This window comes from Formosa sp. Hel3_A1_48 (genome assembly GCF_001735715.1).
GTDB lineage: Bacteria > Bacteroidota > Bacteroidia > Flavobacteriales > Flavobacteriaceae > UBA3537.
The window spans coordinates 754,639-774,219 of sequence record NZ_CP017259.1; the positions used below are offsets into that span (position 1 = coordinate 754,639).

11 protein-coding genes are annotated in these 19,581 nt (G+C 34.1%); all 11 read right to left on the reverse strand.

What is annotated here, in order from left to right; all coding sequences use genetic code 11:
• Nucleotide 1: 1 nt before the first annotated feature.
• Nucleotides 2-2,359: a glycoside hydrolase family 3 N-terminal domain-containing protein gene (locus FORMA_RS03435; protein WP_197500776.1), complete on the reverse strand. Its 2,358-nt coding sequence runs from the start codon at nucleotides 2,357-2,359 to the stop codon at nucleotides 2-4.
• Between the two features lies 1 nt (nucleotide 2,360).
• Nucleotides 2,361-4,244, reverse strand: a complete 1,884-nt coding sequence (locus FORMA_RS03440) for a glycosyl hydrolase (protein WP_231925007.1) — start codon at nucleotides 4,242-4,244, stop codon at nucleotides 2,361-2,363.
• A 248-nt stretch (nucleotides 4,245-4,492) separates the two neighbouring features.
• Nucleotides 4,493-4,627, reverse strand: a complete 135-nt coding sequence (locus FORMA_RS09390) for a hypothetical protein (RefSeq protein WP_257784693.1) — start codon at nucleotides 4,625-4,627, stop codon at nucleotides 4,493-4,495.
• A gap of 1 nt (nucleotide 4,628) precedes the next feature.
• Nucleotides 4,629-6,200 carry a sulfatase family protein gene (locus FORMA_RS03445; RefSeq protein WP_231925005.1) on the reverse strand — a complete coding sequence of 524 codons (1,572 nt, stop codon included), beginning with the start codon at nucleotides 6,198-6,200 and terminating at the stop codon, nucleotides 4,629-4,631.
• Nucleotides 6,201-6,286: 86 nt separating this feature from the next.
• Nucleotides 6,287-7,267 carry a T9SS type A sorting domain-containing protein gene (locus FORMA_RS03450; protein WP_069674338.1) on the reverse strand — a complete coding sequence of 327 codons (981 nt, stop codon included), beginning with the start codon at nucleotides 7,265-7,267 and terminating at the stop codon, nucleotides 6,287-6,289.
• 11 nt (nucleotides 7,268-7,278) lie between these two features.
• Entirely contained in the window at nucleotides 7,279-7,602 is a 324-nt protein-coding gene (locus FORMA_RS03455; protein ID WP_069674339.1) for a hypothetical protein, read from the reverse strand.
• Nucleotides 7,603-7,731: 129 nt separating this feature from the next.
• A complete protein-coding gene (locus FORMA_RS03460; protein ID WP_083236546.1) occupies nucleotides 7,732-9,156 on the reverse strand; it encodes a sulfatase in 1,425 nt (474 codons plus the stop codon).
• Between the two features lie 5 nt (nucleotides 9,157-9,161).
• Nucleotides 9,162-10,763, reverse strand: coding sequence for a RagB/SusD family nutrient uptake outer membrane protein (locus tag FORMA_RS03465; RefSeq protein WP_069674341.1), 1,602 nt, complete (start codon nucleotides 10,761-10,763; stop codon nucleotides 9,162-9,164).
• A gap of 11 nt (nucleotides 10,764-10,774) precedes the next feature.
• Nucleotides 10,775-13,987, reverse strand: coding sequence for a SusC/RagA family TonB-linked outer membrane protein (locus FORMA_RS03470; RefSeq protein WP_069674342.1), 3,213 nt, complete (start codon nucleotides 13,985-13,987; stop codon nucleotides 10,775-10,777).
• Nucleotides 13,988-14,128: 141 nt separating this feature from the next.
• A complete protein-coding gene (locus FORMA_RS03475) occupies nucleotides 14,129-17,941 on the reverse strand; it encodes a hybrid sensor histidine kinase/response regulator transcription factor (protein ID WP_069674343.1) in 3,813 nt (1,270 codons plus the stop codon).
• A gap of 96 nt (nucleotides 17,942-18,037) precedes the next feature.
• The gene (locus tag FORMA_RS03480) at nucleotides 18,038-19,528 is read right to left on the reverse strand and encodes a sulfatase family protein (protein WP_069674344.1); all 1,491 of its coding nucleotides are present in this window, start codon (nucleotides 19,526-19,528) and stop codon (nucleotides 18,038-18,040) included.
• Nucleotides 19,529-19,581 lie beyond the last annotated feature (53 nt).

A 19,581-nucleotide genomic window follows, 5' to 3' on the forward strand; every position in this document is an offset into this window, starting at 1 on the left:
TTTATAATTCAATTCTGTTAGTGACTTCTAAAGTAGTTAATTTTAAATCTTCATCGTTTGACGAAGATCCTGTCATTATAGTAAACTCACCAGGCTCAACACAATAGGCCATATTGATATCATAAAACGCTAAACTTTCGGCATCTATATCGAAACTTACGGTTTTTGTTTCCCCTGCTTTTAACGCCACACGCTGATAGCCTTTGAGTTCTTTTACGGGTCTTGTAGCGCTACTAACTTTATCCCGTATGTACATTTGAACGATTTCCTCGCCATCAATTTCCCCAGTATTCGTAACATCAAATGTAACGGATAGAGTTTCATCCTTTTTGAATGTACCGCTTGATAATTTTGGTGCGCTGTAACTGTATGTCGTATAACTTAAACCAAATCCAAAAGGATATAAAGGCGTGTTTTTCTCGTCTGCATATTTATGAAAATAAGCAGAGGGTTTGTGGTTGTATATCATTCTTAACTGTCCAACACTCCTTGCTACAGTTAAAGGCAATTTTCCACTTGGATTCACATCTCCAAATAAAATTTCAGCCACCGCTTGACCTCCTAAATTTCCAGGTTCCCATGATTCTAAAAGAGCAGGAATATTTTTTTGAAGCCAAGGTTCAGAAATAGGTTTACCATTTACCAAAACAACAATAACGGGAGTGCCTGTTTCTCTAATAGCTTTTACTAAATCTAATTGCTTACCAAATAAATTCAAAGATGCTCTGGCCATATTTTCGCCTGCCGTTTTATCTTTCCATTTGTAGCGCATAGAATTATCTCCTACAACAACAATTGCATAATCAGCACTCTTTGCTATTTCTGAGGCTTCTTTAATTTTAGAGCTTTTAATATTTCTAATATTTTCTCCTGAATTAAAAAAGCTTACATCATAGCCTTTGGATTCTCCTAAGGTTTTAATACCTTCATATATAGTAATAACGTTTTCATCAGGTTGAACCGCATGCCAATCGCCCAAAATAGATTGGTTGTTTGCATTGGGTCCTGTTACAAATATTTTCTTTTTTGAAGTTGTTTTTTGCAAAGGTAATATTCCATTGTTTTTTAGCAATACGATCCCTTTCCTTGCAGATTCTAATGCAGTCTCTTTATGTTCATCTGTGAAAAGTAATTCTCCTTTTTTCTCTAGATCTACAAATCGATTTTCAAATAACCCTAATTTAAATTTCGCTGTCAAAATTTTACGACATGCATCATTTACACGATTTATTGAAAGTTTTCCTTCTTTTACCGAAGCTATAACTGCATCTGTAAAGAATGGCCCATGCATGTGCATATCCATACCAGCATCAACGGATAAATAAGAGGCTTGTTTCATATCATTTGCAGTATGGTGCAATGTGTTAATTCGTTCAATATCTAGCCAATCACTTACATAAAAACCTTGAAACTCCCATTCATTACGTAAAACATCGGTCATTAACCACTTACTCATGTGAGATGGAATACCATTAATCTCATTATGAGCTGCCATAATGGAATATACACCAGCATCAATGGCTTTTTTATAGGGTGGTAAATGAACTTCTCTTAGAGTACGAACGGAGATATCGGCTGGGGCTGAATTTAACCCATTAATTGATTCTCCCCCACCAATCATATGTTTTGCACAAGCGATTACTTTTTCTGTTCCAGTAAAATCATCTTGCTGAAATCCTTGAATCATAGCTGCCCCCATATTACCAACCATAAATGGGTCTTCTCCAAATGTTTCTCCAACACGTCCCCACCGCGGATCTCTAAGTATATCTATGTTTGGGGTAAAAGTCCAATGACTACCTGTAGCACGCATTTCTTTAGCAGTTTGTTTTCCAATGGTATATAAAAAATCATCACTCCAAGTCGATGCTAATCCTATTGGTGATGGGTATACCGATGTGCCTGAAACCAAAGCATTTCCGTGTATGGCATCAATTCCAATTAAAACAGGAATTTTTAGCGGTGATTTTAATGCTAATTCTTGCAAGTAATTAGCTTCTTTAGCTGTTAAAACATGTAAAAAAGAACCTATTTTTCCTTCTTCGCACATCTTGGAAACATCATTTACAGAAAGTGTTTTATAAAAGCCCTGTGCATCATTATTTTCTTTGTCATCGTCTGGATTTCCTTTTTTCATATGTTCCAATCCGACAAATTGGTTCATTTGATACACCTTGTCTTCTAAAGTCATTCTGTTCATTAAATCAGCTACACGAGCTTCTACTGACTTAGAAGGATCTAAGTATATAGGATCATCATCATTAGCGGTTTTAAAAGAAAAAAACAGCATCAGTACGGCACTTAAAACGACCATTTTTATGATATTAGTTTGTGTGAGGGTGTTCTTTAGAATATTCATTTTAATGTTTTAAAAATTTTATATTATGTTGGTTTAAAGATAAAAAATATAGCCCTTTTGCTAAATCAGAAATGTCAATGTAGCCATTTACGACCTTTTTTTTAATGAATATCCCATTAACAGTATATAATTTGATCGATTTTATAGTCTCTGAAAAAAGGATTTTCAATTTATCGGTTGCTGGGTTAGGAAAAACTTTTAAAGTTGGATTTTTAGCTTGGGCTTCATTTTCAATTGACAATGAGTTAGCAGGTATACAAATAGGACTATAATGATTTACATCCTCTTGAGCAGTTAAATTATTAACTCCAGTGTGATAAGGTAATGGAACAGATGCTGTTGACGGGTAATTTTTATAATATACTCCAAGGTCTGTTAGGTTCATGTCTTCATCAAAAAACTCTGCATTTCCAGGATCATCAGCTATGATGGTATTTTGTGGTTCAAACCATGCATAGCGTTCTACAAAACTAACACTCTCGAGATAGGGAACTGCGAGCTCCATAAATTGCCGATTTGTTTCCGTAGATCTGTATTTATTACCATTAAATTCTGTAATCCATACCGGTAAGCCATAAAGGTCATAAACGTCTTCTAAATAGGTCTTAAAACGGTTGAAAATAGTATTTGGGTTAGCATTGGGTGTGCTTTGAGGATTTGACCCCCAATCATACCAATGAACAGCGATAACATCGATTCTGATATCATTTTCAACAGCAGCTTGATAGAAATTATTTAGCCAATTGAACACTGCGCCTTGTCTACAAGCTGGAGAAGCTAAACGAAATCCTGTTTTCAATAAGTTTTCATAGACTGAAATAGCAACAGACACATCGCATAAATCGTTGTACTGTCCGGATTGCCCGTCACAATCGTCGGGCTCATTGAAACCTAAAACATGGGTACTTTTATATTTTGAGATGTATAATTCTATATCACTATCATCGTTGGCAGCGCCGTAACCCCAAGCCATAGGCGTGTATTCGCGTTGTAAATCAGAAAAACCTTGATTATTCCATCTATAAAACCAAGTGTTATTTAAACCTGATATGTCTCCTGCTGTACCTTTTTTTGACACCCAGTTCCATGGAACGACTCTTAAAAAAGAAACACCATCTTGTTGAAGAAAATTAGGTAAAATATGAATTTCTAAGTCTGTTTCTGAAGCAATAAAAACTTTACTCTTTCCTGTTCCGTCCTCATTAACCGCCAAGGTAAGCATGTATCCTCTCTTTAAATAAAAAGATTGAATATTATTGTTCAATTGATTTGGAATAGAAGAACCATTATATATTTGACCAACTTTAATATTAGCTGATAAGCCTATGATATTTTGATCAGAATAAATGGTTAACGGTGAAAAATCCGAGTTGTATGATCTAACAACAGTGCCAGTGTCATAATAATTGTCCATTCGTAAATTTATTTGGTATTGAGCACTTTCATCATTAATGAAAAAAGATGATAAATAAACATCATAAGCAAGATTAGGGGTGACATTTTGTAAACGCAACCAGCTCGATGGGGAATTGAAGTGAACAATAGCATTGTTAATTAGCGGTTCATAAGCGTGTAGATGCACATAGGAATCTTCATTTATAACTAATGTACCACCAGAAAAACTATTTGCATTAAGGACACCACTTGAGATGTATAATGTTTTATTAGTTTCAAAAACTATACCATCAATAGGAGACGAAAGCGCACTTGCGTCACAGGACAATAAAAGGTCGTAAGCAATGGGTTGATTAGGATCTATAGTACCGCTTTGAGGAGATTGCCCTAAACCAGCATTATACCAGTTTAATTCATTAAAAAAATCATGATCTCCTTCACTACCAGTCCAGTAATAATCTTGAGCATGTAAAAAGTGGGGTGAAAACATCACAATTAAATAAATGTGATTAAAAAAATTACTTCGTTGTTTTATACAACTGCTAAATAATGACATCTTTTTTGTTCATTATTGATATCACAAATGTAGTTTGGCAGATTGAAATTAAATAAAACAATTGGGTAAAACAATGTAAAATTTGAGGACAAAAATATAATTTATAGATTAAATTTTTGAGAATTAAAATATTCTGTTTCATTTATTATTTATTGGATTTATATTAACAAAATCGGTAAGAATTATTCTCCCTTCTTTTTCGCTTCATTAGCTTCTTTTTGACACTTTAAATTAACATCTTGGATCATTTTGCTGCTGTTAATTTTAATCTGTTTTGTGATTTTATTAAATAATTCTCTTTCTTCGAAATGTTTCATTTTATTTTTTTTTAGAGGATTCTAAACCCCCAAAATCAGAATCAGAGATAATCCTTAACTCTTCTAATGTAAGCGTATTACCATAGCCTTTTTTTAAATCATAGAGTTCTTTTTTTAAATGTTCTATCAACGTATAATATGACTTATTATTTATTAAATTATTCATTTCCGATGGATCTTTTTGAAGATCATAAAACTCCCAAATATCGACATCATAATAAAAATGAATTAACTTATACCTTTGGTTTCTTATACCATAATGCGGCTGAACACGGTGGTAGTAAGGGTATTCGTAATAGTGATAGTACATAGATTTTTGCCAATCTTTGGGAGTTTCCCCTTTTAAATTGTTAAAAAAACTTTTTCCCTGTACCTCATCAGGAATTGGAATGCCCGCCATATCCAGTAAAGTGGGTGCAAAATCAATATTTAAAACAATATCATCTATAACTGTACCTGGTTGTATTTTTTCTGGATAACGAATAACAAATGGCATATGCAATGACTCCTCATACATAAAACGCTTGTCAAAAAATCCGTGTTCGCCTAAGAAAAACCCTTGATCTGAACTATAAATAACAATTGTATTTTCCTCTAAACCATTTTCGGTCAAATAGGACAATACCCGTCCAATATTGTCATCCACAGATTTAATGGTTGCCAGATAATCTTTGATGTATTTTTGATATTTCCATTGCCGTATTTCTTGGCTGTTTAATCCTTTAATTGGGGTAACAACTTGACCGGGTTTGAAGCCAAATTGAAACCATTTGTTGCGTTCTTTTTTCGTCAGAGAATCTGGGGGAATCATTTTCATATCCCGCCTGCTGAAATAATCCATTGTCATTTCGGTATTGCCTGCAGTACGTTCCCTTCCTTGGTAGTTGTCATCAAAATTAGAAGGATAAGGCATTTCCTGATTTTTCCACAAATTCTCATATTTAGTATCAGGAGCCCATTGTCTATGTGGAGCTTTGTATTGCAACAACAAACAAAATGGTTGATTTTGGTCTCTTTTTTCTAACCAATCCAATGCAAAATCAGTTGTTAAATTAGTAGCATAACCTTTTTCTTTGATTTTTTTGCCATTGTCATTGTAAATAGGGTTCCAGTACAAGCCTTGTTGTCCTTTAGAAATGTGGTATTTATAATAGTCAAATCCAACAGGCTCTGATGCTAAATGCCATTTACCAACTAAAGCTGTTTGGTACCCCGACTCTTTTAGCGCCTGCGGATACGTCCATTGTTTGCTGTCAAAAACACCGCCTTTATAATTTTTGTAATATCCATTTACATGGCTGTATTTTCCCGTCAGAATTGATGCCCTACTTGGCCCACAAATAGCATTAGTGCACAACGCATTTTCGAGCAGCGCTCCTTCATTTGCAATGCGGTCTATATTTGGTGTGGGTGCAAGGTCCTTAAAAAGCCCCCCATACGCAGATATGGCATTGGTTGCGTGATCATCAGAAAAAATGAATACAATATTTGGCTTTGAAGATGATGATGTGTTTTTTTGACTAAACCCTAGAAAGGTAGTTGTAGAAAAAATAACAAGTAAAACTTTATTCAAATACACAGTTGCAATTTAATAGATATTAAAAAAGCTGATAAATTCAAGTTGTATATGAATTTATCAGCTTTTTTTGATGTTATAATTTATTGTTTTATGATCTTTTTAGTGAAGACAGTTCCATTATCTACTTTAATCAAATGAATTCCAGTGGATAGATCAGAAATATCAACTTGATTCGTATTGAAAACTTCTTTTTCTAAACTCCCTAAAATTGAATATACTTTAATAGACTTGATGTTTTGAGCACCCTCAATATAGATGTTATCTGTTGCAGGATTAGGATAAATCATAATATCTGAAAAGCTTAAATCGTCTAGGCCTAGTAATTCCGTACCATTCAAAACCAATGATGAGTAACAAATTTCTGCACTGTCAAATTGAAATTTAACTGTACGATCGAAAGATACTGCTGCAACCGTTTTTGTGTTTAGTCCAAGACTTAAAGAAAAAGCGTTGCTATTATTCCAGTTTCCATTAGCTACTGTTTTAGCCACTCGATAGTTTGCACCACCTTCAGGAAGGCTTGTTATATTAATTTGTAATGTTTGGGCAGCTTGACTGGAGGCACCAGCACTAGCTAAAGTAGAGGTTAAAACATATGGGTAAGCAACATTACCAGATGTAAATAAAGCTGATGTTCCAACACAGTCATCAGTACCTCCGCTTTGTCCTGGGTGTAGGTTTTCTTCATTTACGGAAAGTGAATCAAACTCAATTGTATCATTATTAAACTGAATTTTGACAGCACGATTAAAAGTGACTGCTCCAACAGTGATTGTGTTATTACCCATAGCTAGGTCTTGCGCAACTCCAAAGAAATCACCACCATTTGCAGTAGTTTTATAAACTCGATATTTAGCTCCAGCAGGTAAATTTGTAATGTTAATTTCTAATGTTTGCGCAGCTTGACTTTCAGCTCCATCATCTGCGACAGTAAGAGTTGTGACGTGTGTCCATGTTGGATTGTTCGTTGTAGAAAACAAACCTGAATTTCCAATAGCTACGGATTGAGCGGTAATAATGGTCGTGAAAATTGTAAAAATAAATAGTGTAATTTTTTTCATGTTTTTTTGTTTTAGTTGTACTGTTTATATTCAGCCCATTGTTGCATTTTTTCTTTACCAAGAGCTTTGGTTAATTTTCCATACAATCGATTGAATGCTTTTCTTAATTCTTCTTTTCTTGTTTGTATATCATCATTGTACTCGTTTCGAATAGAAGCAACTTCTTGAAAACGATTAAGTTGAATTTTATAGACTTTCATTTTCTGTTTTTCATCCAAAGAAAGTGCTTCAGTCATTAATTTTGTGATTTCTAATGCTTTACTAACTGAATCTTCCTGAGCAAATGAGATGGTAGCTAATAGTGAGAATAGTAATATTAAAATATTTTTTTTCATGCTTATATTAATAGTTTTATTATTGTAAAACTATAAACCCAACAATATTGTGTGGTTGATAATTTGTTCAGATTATTAAATTAATTAACCAAAGCCAGTAGTTAGTAGCGTTTTGCTGAACTGTAGGGGCTAATGGAAGGAATTTATTTTTTCTATAGTTCCCTGTTTCCAAGAAATTCCTGGTTTCCATTTTGGGGCCTTTACCTTATGCAAATAAGCATCCAAAGTATTTTCAAGGAGCTGAAGTTTTTGAGGTTGTGAATTAACTAAATTTACTTGCTCCTCAAAATCGGTTTTAAGATTAAATAACATAACCTCATTGTTGTCATGAAATTTAATCAACTTAAAATCGTCAATTATGATGGCTGAATGTGCTCTTTTAAGTGCTATTCCATTTTCATAAGGAACATGAAATATTAATCCTCTGGAGAAACGAGAAACATCTCCATGCCCATTTTGCTCAAGAACTGATTTAAAACTCCCCCCATCAATAAGTTCTTGAGAAGGTAATCTATTTCCTGCTAAATCAATAATTGTTGGTAATAAATCTGAGTGCGTTATAGGAGTGTCTGACTCTATCCCAGCTGTAATCTTAGGGCCTGATATGACAAATGGAACTCGAATACCACCTTCCATAGCATCCCACTTTCCACGACTTAAGGGAAAGTTAGATCCCCTATTATATTTAGGTTTTGGGGGCATGACTGGAACAGCACCATTATCAGAAGTGTATATAACATAAGTGTTTTTGTCTAACCCTAAAGCCTTCAATCGATCGAGCAACAAACCAACTCCATGGTCTAAATCTTCTGTCATAGCAGCAAAACCAGCGTGTTTTTGGTACTTTCCTCTAGGCTTTTCCATATATTTATCAATTGTTTTTTGACGCATCATTATATCAGAGTGAACAGCATAATGCGAAACCTGCATAAAAAATGGTTGTTTTGAAATTGCTTGGCGTTCTAAAAAATCGATCGCTCTATCAGTTGTACTGAATATTTTTTTAGGATCCTCGTCAACATTATTTTGCCACTGCTTACGGTTTGATTTATGGTTGAAGACCCCATCTCTATTTCCTGTTATCCCATCACTTTCATCATATCCAAGAACGGAGGGGTGGACATCAATACCCCACTTGCCAAAATGAGCTGATTTATAATTCTTATTGATTTCTTTTAATAGTTTAGGTATGGTATTAGAAGCTTGATGATTGATGTGGTTGGTATTCATTCCCACGCGAATCATTTTCAGGCGCGCTGGTGTTTGACCAAATTGAATACTGTACCGTGATGGAGAACAGACAGGGGCACTTGCATAGGCCGATGAGAATCGCATGCCTCGATTAGCAAGGCGTTCTAAATTTGGTGTTTCGTGATAATCACTTTTTGATTGTGGTACATCATCCATCATTTGAACAGAAGTGCCGTTCCATCCTTGATCGTCTGAAAGGATCAAAATAAAATTAGGAGCTATAGAATTATTATTAGACTTAGTACTTGAGCATGCTGTACTAAAAATAAAAGTAAATATGATTAGTAAAGTAGAAAAACGCATATAATTTAGTTTATATTAGAATTAGCGGCTGTTTCAGAAATTGGAATTGGCCAAGTATAGTCTTCTGGCTGTCTTTGACCAATTGCACCTTGAACATATTGCCCTGAAGTAGTACCCAAAACATTCGAACAGTATTCATCATAGACTCCAAATCGTGTAAGATCAAAAAAACGATGACCTTCCATGTATAACTCAACAGCTCTTTCTTCTAATAAAGCAGTTCTAAAAGCATCCATTGTCATTCCTGCACCATTGAAATTGACCATTCCTACTCTAGACCTCAGGCTATTGATGTCTTGAGATGCCAAATCTGGGTTCTGACTTAGTTCTGCCAAAGCCTCCGCACGCATTAAATAAACATCTGCCAGCCTTATGATGTGCCAATTTTGACGACTTGTATATGCTGTTGTTGCTCCCGTATCGAGATATTTTGCCGTCCACACTTGCCATAACCTCCAATTGGCAGCAACACCAGTACTCAAAGATGAAGGCACATAAGCTGTGCTTGCATTATTTATTGAAAACGACCAGTTAGTATTTTGGTATTCTCTCAAAATTGAATTTTGAAATCTAGGATCATCCTTGTTAAGATGAAAATTTACAAATCGGGGTTTCAATTTATTACTCCCGCCAAAACCTGTGCCACTTAATCCAGAATTTCGGGGAGTGAAAAGATTAGAAACAGCTGTACCTTGTCCGATTTCATCAGATCCTTGAACATCAAATAGCATTTCAGAGTTATTTCCATTATCAGCATCAAAAATAGACACCCAATTTTCTAAATTACTACTGAGGCCAAATCCGGTATCGATCAAAGCAGCGTCGCAATGTTCTTTAGCTGATTGATAATAGGTAGATACTGATTCGGATAATTCTAAATATTTATTATTTCCTTCAATACCTTCAAGTGCTGTACGTTTGCATGAAGCCATTCGAAGATATACTTTAGCCAACAAAGCATTGGCCGAAGCTTTAGTGGCTCGTCCTAGGTTATTAACTTCACCATTCCTTGATTCGTTTCGATCCCAACAATTATCAGCTGCATATTGTAAATCCCCAATAATACTAGTATAAATGTCTGAAATTGAAGATAAAGGAAGACCTTGCTGAGCTTCACTTGCATCTACTGGTGTAATTCTTAAAGGAACTTCCCCAAAACAACGCACTAAGTTAAAATAATGGAGACCTCGTAAAAATTTTGCTTCACCAATAATTCTTTCTTTAAATTCTTCGTCCATGGCAATTGCTGGAACTTTAGCAATCACATTATTGGCATCACGAATAGCCAAATAGATATCTTTCCAAATAGGTATGGTGTTTGGGTCTGTTGAGGTAACTGTTCCATTTTTAAAATTATTAAGTAAAAATGTAGATAAACCTTGGTCAGATGCAGCAAAAAGAGTGGACAAAAATTTTTGTTTATAATAGCCATTTCCACTTTTCAAACGTGCATATGCACTGGTTAAACCATCCAAGGCATCATTTTCATTTTGGTAGTAATTTTCCGTATCGGTTTGAACAAAGGGATTTTCTTCGAGAACATCACAAGAATATATACAGAAACATAGCAGCAATACTATTGTTTCAAACGATGTGTTAATTTTCATAATTAATGGTATTAATAATTAAATTTCAACCCGAAAATATAGGACTTTGTTCCAGGATAGGTTCCAAAATCAACTCCTCTTCTTTGTGGGTTTTTAGTATAGGTTTTAACTTCAGGATCGTAACCAGGATACTTTGTCCAGGTCAATAAATTTTGTCCTGAAACGTAAAGCCTAAGCGATTTTCCAGTTTTAAAATTAAAGTTGTATCCTAAATTAATATTTTTAAGTCTTACAAAGGAGCCATCAAAAACTTGTCTATCTGACGGCGTGTTTCGATTTCCATTTTCAATAATGGCTCCGGGATGAGTTGCACCAACAGTATTACCAACCGTTGGATCATATATAATGGATCCGTTGGAATAAGACAAGGGAGCTTTCCAGGAGTTTTCAAAAGAGTCTGACAACTGATTCCTTGTTCTAAAAAGCCCACTTAATTGCCAAGAGTCTACCCAAAACAAATCGCCGCCTTCCTGGCCAGTAAACAAAATACTTAGATCCCAATTTTTGTAATTAAATTCACTTCCAAAGGAGTACGTGAAATCTGGGTTTGGATCACCTATTTTTACATAGTCATCAAAATCGATGAGTTGGTTTTCTGAAGGATTACCAAATTCGTCATACGCAACACTGTGATTAACATAATTAATTTCGCCTGGTGCTGCATTAGGAATTCCGCTGGCATTTGCTTGTTCCCAATTTTCAAAAATCCCGTTGGTTTCAGCTCCCCAAAAAATTCCTAGAGGTTGACCAACCATAAACATAATAGGGCGGGCTTCTGTAAACCCTATTGATGGTCCTAATTGATAGTCCAAATTGGAATTTAGACTCATAAGCATATTTCTGTTAAGACTAAAATTTGAATATAAATTCCATGAAAAATTATTGTTTTTAATTAAATCCGCTTGAAGACCAATCTCGAACCCTTTATTTTCAATTTCACCAAAATTATCTACTCTGCTAGAATACCCATTAGATAGTGGTAAATTTACATTTTGAAGTAAATCATATGTTAATTTATGATAGGCATCAAGAGTAAGATTAAGTCTAGATTTAAACAAACCAATATCTAAACCAATATTGAATTGATCTGTTGTTTCCCAAGTCAAATCATCATTTTCGAGATTCTGTTCATAAAATCCAATCACCAATTCATCATCAAAATTATAGCGAATTGGACTCATTAGTGCCAAGGATTGATATGGAGAAATTGGATTACTCCCTGTTTTACCATAAGAAAAGCGAAGCTTTAAATTATTGATTTGCTTAATTTTTCTTAAAAAGCGTTCTTTAGAGATTAACCAAGATACTGCCAGTGAAGGAAATACAACACTTTTTTTGTTTTCTGCAAACTTTGAAGAGGCGTCAATTCTAGCATTTAAGTCAATAAAATACTTTCTATTGTAGTTATAGCCCACCCTTGTCAAGGCAGATAATAAGCCAAGCTCTCTGTATTGAGAAATGGGTACAAATATTTCATCAGCTGCAGTAAAATTGTAGAAAGTGGTATTATCGTTGGCAAAACCAGTTGCTTTATTGAATAGAGAACGAATTGAATTTTGCTCATAGGTCGCAACCATTGTTGCATCAATTCTATGAAGGTTAAAACGGGTTCGATAGCGAAGATTTCCCTCGGCATAAATTTTTTGATTTTCTAAAGAAGATTGTGAAGCTTCACCATTATTGATGAAACCACGAGTTGTGTTTGATGGATAATAATTATCACGTGTATTTTTTTGGTAATCAAACGCCGCTTTAAAGGTTGCTGTTAGTTGTGGGCTTAACTTTCCAACTATAGACAATGCTTGTCTGAGGCGAATGGATTTCTTTTCGTCCACAACAAACTTGGCCAAAGTATAAGGGTTTGAAATTACATCACCTTCGTTTAGTCCTGAATAAATATCATCATTTTCTCCTGTTTCAAGCAATGAGTAAATGGGTTGGAATTGCAACACTTGAGAGACCACGCTTTTTTGCATAAAAATCTGCCCGTTCCCAACGGAAGATGCATTCCCTTTTTTGTATGAAAGATTTGTAATAGAGAACACGTCAATCTTATCATTGAATACTTTTCTTTTAATTCTTGTGTTTAAAAACAAGCGCTTATTGGTAGAATTAACAATTACACCTTCCTGGTCAAATAGACCTAAATTCAAGGATAGATTTTTCTTAAAGTCACCGCCTCTATAACTTAAATTAACAGAGTTGGTGTTTGCCAATTGATATGTTTCGTCTTGCCAATCTGTACTGACCCCCGTAGATTCATTGAATGGAATGGAATAATCTTCAAGCTCTGGATAATTTTCTAGTGTGAGTTCTTGAGAACCATCAAATGCACCGCCATCCCTGTCTGGATTAGTAATTTGCTGATAAACTTGATTCAAAGCACGTTGATTCATATAGGCTTCAAATCCAGGGCCGTCTAAAAGATTTATTTTTTTTCTTACTGAGGTTAAATAGCTATCTACTGTTAATGTAATTTTATCCTTGCCATTATTCCTGTTTGCAGACTTCGAAGTGATGAGGATTACTCCGTTCGCACCTCTTGCGCCATAGACGGCAGTGGCAGCTGCGTCTTTCAGAACTTCAATTTTTTCAATATCATTTGGATTGATAAAGCTCATTGAGCTTTGTGTTCCTCCAGAATTTCCATTACCTTGGGCATCGGAAATTGGACTGATCGGAATACCATCCAATACATAAAGGGGTTGTGTTCCTCCAAGAATCGAATTTGTTCCCCGAATAGATACACCTACTCCACCACCAGGTTCTGCGCTTTCTGTAACAACTATACCAGCAACTTGTCCTTGTAAAAGATTCTCTAGAGAAGCTCCTCGGTTTTGCTCTAATTGTTCCGCTTTAATTTGCGTGATAGACCCCGAAAGGTCTTTTTTGCTGACATCAAAATAGCCAACGCTTACAAGGACTTCATCCAATTGATCTATATCGTCCTCTAGTCTTATAGTAATAGGAGAAGACAAAACGAGAACTTCTTGAGTTTTCATACCCAAAAACGAGGCAACTATAGTGTCGCCAATTTTAGTGTTAATTTCGAAATTACCATCAAAATCACTTGTTACTCCTTTCGCAGTTCCCTTGATTAATATAGTTGCTCCAGGAAGCGGCTCTTGAGATTTTGCCTCAACTATATTTCCCTTAAGTGAAATATTTTGTGCAATAATTATTGATGGCAAAAAAATTAGTATTAAAAGTGTTTTTGATTTCATATTAGTTAGTTAATGTATTGGCAATTTTTTAAAAAAATTAAACCCTGAAGTTTAAATATTATTCAATAAGGTTAATTAATTGATAATATTAGAGTGCTTTGCTCAATCTCCCTAAACTATGTTTTACTTTGTTTTATAAAACTAAGCCTCCTCACTGTATTGTTTCGGAGTTTTACCATAGAACTTTTTGAATTGTGTGCTAAAGTACTTTGGGTCGTTAAACCCAGACTCGTAAGCAATTTCATTGACCCGTTTAGACTTATTCTTTTTAAGTAATTCTGAAGCATGGTTTAATTTAATTCTAATAACTAAATCTACCGGAGACATGTTAGTTAATCCTTTTAATTTTCGAAACAGATTGGACCTACTAAGCCCTGTTTCTTCAGAGATTATATCAATAGAAAAATTACTATTTGTTATATTATTTTTTATGATTTCAACAACATTAGATAAGAAATTTTCATCTGGAGATTTATCCTTGGAATTTAGTTTTGAGCTTGATGTTGAAGTTGAAATCTTATAAAGTTCTTTTCTTGATTTAATAAGATTCTCAACCATGACACTTAATATTTTCATATTAAATGGTTTTTCCAAATAAGCATCAGCTCCTATTTCAATTCCTTGAATTTTGTTATCAATATCGCCCAAAGCAGATATCATTATAACGGGTATGTGACTCGTTTGAAAATTTGTTTTAATAATTTTACAAAATTCCTTGCCCCCCATAACAGGCATCATTACATCTGTTATGATTAAATCTAGGTTTTTAGCTAAACATATCAACAATGCCTCTTTCCCGTTTGGTGCATCTATTACCTCATATTTTTTTTCTAACCTCCTTTTAATAGTCAGCCTTAAATCTTTATTGTCTTCAACGAGCAAAATTCGATAATTTGAATTGGTATTAGTCTTAATAACGGAATCAAAATCGACTACCTCTGACTCATCTATTAATAATTGCTGTTCTTTATAATGTTCACTTCCTTTTAGAAGAGTTACCGTAAAAGTTGAACCTACATTTACTTTGCTTTTTAATTGAATTTGACCTCCATGCAATTCAACAATTTTTTTAGAGATCATCAAACCAACACCAGAACCTAAAATATCTTTTTTATTAATATTAGTTCCTCTTGTGAATCGTGAAAAAATGAGTTTTTGTTCCTTTTCAGGAATTCCAAATCCATTATCTATAAAGTCTATAATAACATTTTTTTGATGGACCGAGGCTCTAATTTCAATTTCTCCTCCTTGATCGGTGTATTTAATTGAATTTGATATTAAGTTGTAGAAAATTCGAGACATTTTATTCTCATCAAACCATAAATAGGTTGTTGGAATAGAAATTGAAATATCGATTGATTTATCCAGGATTAATGGTTCTACTTCAGCTACAATTCTATGTATTATCTTTTTTAAATCAACTTTACTTACGGATAATTTAAGCATTCCATGATCAGCCTTTTGAAAATCTAGAAGCTGTGTAACGTATTCATTTAAATTTTGTGTATTTCTGTGGATAAGTTCAATAGTGTTTTTGTACTTATTTTTATCAGAAAGCTGAGAAACCAATAACTGAATCAAAGTTACTGGGGTTCTAATGTCATGAGCGACTTCGGTAAAAAATTTGATTTTATTGTCATTAAACTTTTTTTCAGCTCTAGATTTTCGTATGAGAATAAAAAGGTAAATAAATATAAAACCTAAAATTGTATACACTAAAAATGCCCAATGGCTAAGCCAGAATGGCTTTTTAATAATAATTTCAAGGGAAAAAATCTCTGGAGATAGCACACCCTCCACATTAGTAACTTTTGTTTCAAGAAAATAAGTGCCTGGCGGTAATTTTGAGTAGACCGCCATTTCAGCAGTTTTGGATATAATCGGGCGATCGTCATAGCCCTTGAGCTGCCAAGAAAACTCTTGTTTCTTAGACCCATGCATTGTTGGAGTTTCAAAATCAAAACTGAGTGAATTTTGGTCATAATTTAGTTCAATTTTGTCTAAATAATTTATGTTTTTAGCAATCATTGTAGAGTCTGGCTCCACACCATTGACAAGAAAATCGGAGACATAAATTTTAAGATTTTCTTTCTCGAACACTAATTTTTTTGGATCGAAAAGAGTTGCTCCCTTAGGGCCGCCAAATGCTAACTTACCATCGATAGAGTTTGAAGAAGCACCAAAGCCAAAAGTTCCTATGTTCAATCCATCAGCATTATCATATTTCCTGATTACTCCTTTCGCAATATCCAACTTCCACAAGCCTGAATAAGTTCCTAACCACAAATCATTTTGTGAAACTTTTTGAATTGAAAATACAGTTCCAGTTTCAAAATTTAACTCCTCGTTGATTAAATTGAACTTTTCTGAGTCAAGATTGTACTTGAAAAGCCCCCTTTTGTTTCCAATCCAAATACATTTGTTATAATTGTCATAAAGCAGAGAAAATATCTTATCAATATTTTTAAACGTTTCGCTTTTAAGTTTTCTTGAACGATTTGAAATTTTATTGATTTCGGTAAGCCCATTTACAGAACCTACATAAATTAAACCTTCATTATTGGAAATTATTGACCTTGCATTACCGGTATTATATGAATTGATTAAGGCTCCGTTTTTATAATGTTTAACAGGGCCATCTATTCCACCTATCCAAACATCACTGTTCTCAAAGTGGGTAGCAAAAATCGATTTAGATGTGTTGTCGTTTCCCATTAATGGAAAGCTTTGTGTTTTTCCTGAAAAGGGGTCAAACTGAAGCAAACCCTTCCCATAAACCCCTAAAATTAAATTTTCGCCATACTGGTTTATTGTTAATACTGCCTTATTTTTTAGGCTAGTATTGTCGCTGTAGTTAGTCCAGATTCCGTCAGAGGAAAGTTTACTTACTCCACTTTCTGTCCCAAACCATACACCTCCATTATCATGGAAGTGTATAGATCGAATATTATTATCATTGATACTGTTTTTTTTAAAGGGGATATAAGAAATATTTGTAAAAGGATTGTCATTGGGGTAAATCAAATCAATACCAACCTCTCTCAACCCTAACCAATAAACATTAGATTCATCTACATAAATCTCGTATATACTTTTTTGAGTAATTGAATTAAAGTTATTGGGATTGTATCTAAATTTATTGATAAATTCAAACTCGGGATTAACTACAAACAAGCCCAATCCTTCTGGGGCGATTAATGCATTATTATTTTTATCAAAAGTTACGACCCTAACAGTTGAATTTTTGAAAATATGGGTGTGGATTAAGTTGGGTTTACTATTGTTTTCAACTACAAAAAGACCTTTCTTATTTGTTCCGGCCCAAATGCGGTTTTGACTATCAAAATCAAAATCAAAAATCTGACACTTTTCAAGTAATGAATTTTGCTTTTCTAAATGATTGCTTTGTTTATCAAATCTAAAAACATTGATTCCCTTAGTCGAAGCAACATAAACTTGATCGTTGTTAACCTTGATTTTTCTATTGAACGTAATTTTTGGATATAATACCTTGCTTAACTTATTAGATTTAAAATCATACAACAATAGGCCGCGTTGAAGTCCAATCAGTAAAGTGTCTTCATTTATCAACTCGAAACATAAAAAGTTTTGACCTTTGAGGTTGAGTATATTTTTGAACCTATCTTGTTCATATTGATACTGAAACAATTCACCTTTCGAACTCAACACCAAAAGTATTCCTCTCTTGCTTATAATATCTACAACACCATTGCTTAAAAATTGATTGTAATTTTTAAATTTCTGTCCAGAATATCTATTTAGTCCTTGAGATGTACCTATCCACACATAACCCAAAGTGTCTTTTTTTATGGTACGGACGACCCCACTTTGATTTCCACCGTTAACGTCTAGGTGTTTTATTTGTTGACCCAAAACAAGTTTGGGAAAGAACAGCAACACAAAACAAACTATAATAGAAAAATAGTTTTTCATATAATTGGCTTACAAGTGTTAAGTTACAGTTTTTTGATTAAATGTGCTGACATAGTATTCAAATAAAAAAACAGACATAAAAAAAGCTTAAAAATTTTAAATCTTTCTTTTTGCTTTTAGGACTTCTCTTAGCCACCAATCTCTATTTGGATTGTATCTGTATTGTACTTTCAATTTTGTTGCCTCATCACGTAGCCACTGTTCAATTGTATCATAATCCGGCTCATTAATAAGATTTATCATTTCACCTGGGTCATTTTTGAGGTCATACAATTCATCGATATCATTAGCGAGGAATGCATCTACTAATTTATAGCGTTCAGTCCTAACTGCTATTTGACTTGGCCCTGCATACGGCCAATAGCTATCTTGAAAATATTCAAATAAAATGGATTCTCTCCAATTTTGATCATTTTCCCCTTTAAGTAACCCCAACATAGACTCACCCTGCATGTATGCTGGTTTTTCTACTCCAGCTAAATCAAGAATTGTTGGCGCAAGATCTATATTCAAGCATTGCTCTTTTATTTTTGTTTTTTTCTTTATTAAATCAGGATAACGAATAAGCATTGGAACACGCATAGAATTTTCATAGGCTAACCGTTTATCCAAAAATGTGTGCTCACCCATAAAATAACCATTATCACTGCTGTATATAATTACTGTATTATCAAGCTCACCCATTTCTTCCAAAACTTTTATGACCTTGCCAAGAGATTCATCAATAGCTGACAAACAACGTAGAAGATCCATATTTCTGTCATAATTTATTGGCCATTCCATCTGAGGCAGTTCTAATGGTATAGGCAGATTCTTTCTCCAATCAAATCCAAAAGTCTTTTTTCGCTGCCATTCAGGCTTGCCTTTGAACGTCTCTTTATGGGTATCATGAGGAGGAGTTGGTAATTGCTCCTCGAGGTACAAATCAGAATGTCTAGGAGCGGGCAAGTGAGGTTGATGAACAGCTTTATGCCATAAATTTAAACTAAACGGTTTGTTTTCATCCCTTTGTTCCTTTAACCAACTGATCGCCTTTTCAGTAAGAATATCAGTAATATACCCTTGTTCTTTATACTCTTTCCCATTTTCATTAACCTGTGGATCAAAATATTCTCCTTGCCCAATAAAACTAAACCAATAATCAAACCCTGGCCTGATGTGGTCTTCACCTTTTAAATGAGCCATATGTATTTTGCCAACATGAGCCGTTTCGTATCCCGCGTTTTGCAAATGACTCGAGTAAGGTTCGAATTCATCCCATTTTGGGTCAACATGGCGATTGTTTTGATTGACTCCATGGATGTGAGGATAAGTTCCTGTCAAGAAGCTAGCCCTAGATGGAGAACATATAGACTGAGTGACGAAAAAATTCTCAAGATTGGCACCCTCTTCGTTGAGCCAATCTATATTTGGCGTTTTAAGAAATGGATAACGTCCAGAATACCCTACTGCATCAAATGGCTGGTCATCTACTAAAACAAACAAGAAATTAGGTTTTTTTGTTTTAGAAGTTTGATTTTTTTGAGCATTCGATATTGTATAAAAAAACAGAACTGAAATTAAAATAATTAATCGTTTTGATCTCATTTATTAGCAAATTTATGACTTGCAAATTTGTATTGAAGAATATACTAAAGAGT

Coding starts and splice junctions, on each gene's coding strand:
- FORMA_RS03435 (WP_197500776.1), bottom strand. CDS start 2,359: ATGAATATTCTAAAGAACACCCTCACACAAACTAATATCATAAAAATG.
- FORMA_RS03440 (WP_231925007.1), bottom strand. CDS start 4,244: ATGTTTTCACCCCACTTTTTACATGCTCAAGATTATTACTGGACTGGT.
- FORMA_RS09390 (WP_257784693.1), bottom strand. CDS start 4,627: ATGAAACATTTCGAAGAAAGAGAATTATTTAATAAAATCACAAAACAG.
- FORMA_RS03450 (WP_069674338.1), bottom strand. CDS start 7,267: ATGAAAAAAATTACACTATTTATTTTTACAATTTTCACGACCATTATT.
- FORMA_RS03455 (WP_069674339.1), bottom strand. CDS start 7,602: ATGAAAAAAAATATTTTAATATTACTATTCTCACTATTAGCTACCATC.
- FORMA_RS03460 (WP_083236546.1), bottom strand. CDS start 9,156: ATGCGTTTTTCTACTTTACTAATCATATTTACTTTTATTTTTAGTACA.
- FORMA_RS03465 (WP_069674341.1), bottom strand. CDS start 10,763: ATGAAAATTAACACATCGTTTGAAACAATAGTATTGCTGCTATGTTTC.
- FORMA_RS03470 (WP_069674342.1), bottom strand. CDS start 13,987: ATGAAATCAAAAACACTTTTAATACTAATTTTTTTGCCATCAATAATT.
- FORMA_RS03475 (WP_069674343.1), bottom strand. CDS start 17,941: ATGAAAAACTATTTTTCTATTATAGTTTGTTTTGTGTTGCTGTTCTTT.
- FORMA_RS03480 (WP_069674344.1), bottom strand. CDS start 19,528: ATGAGATCAAAACGATTAATTATTTTAATTTCAGTTCTGTTTTTTTAT.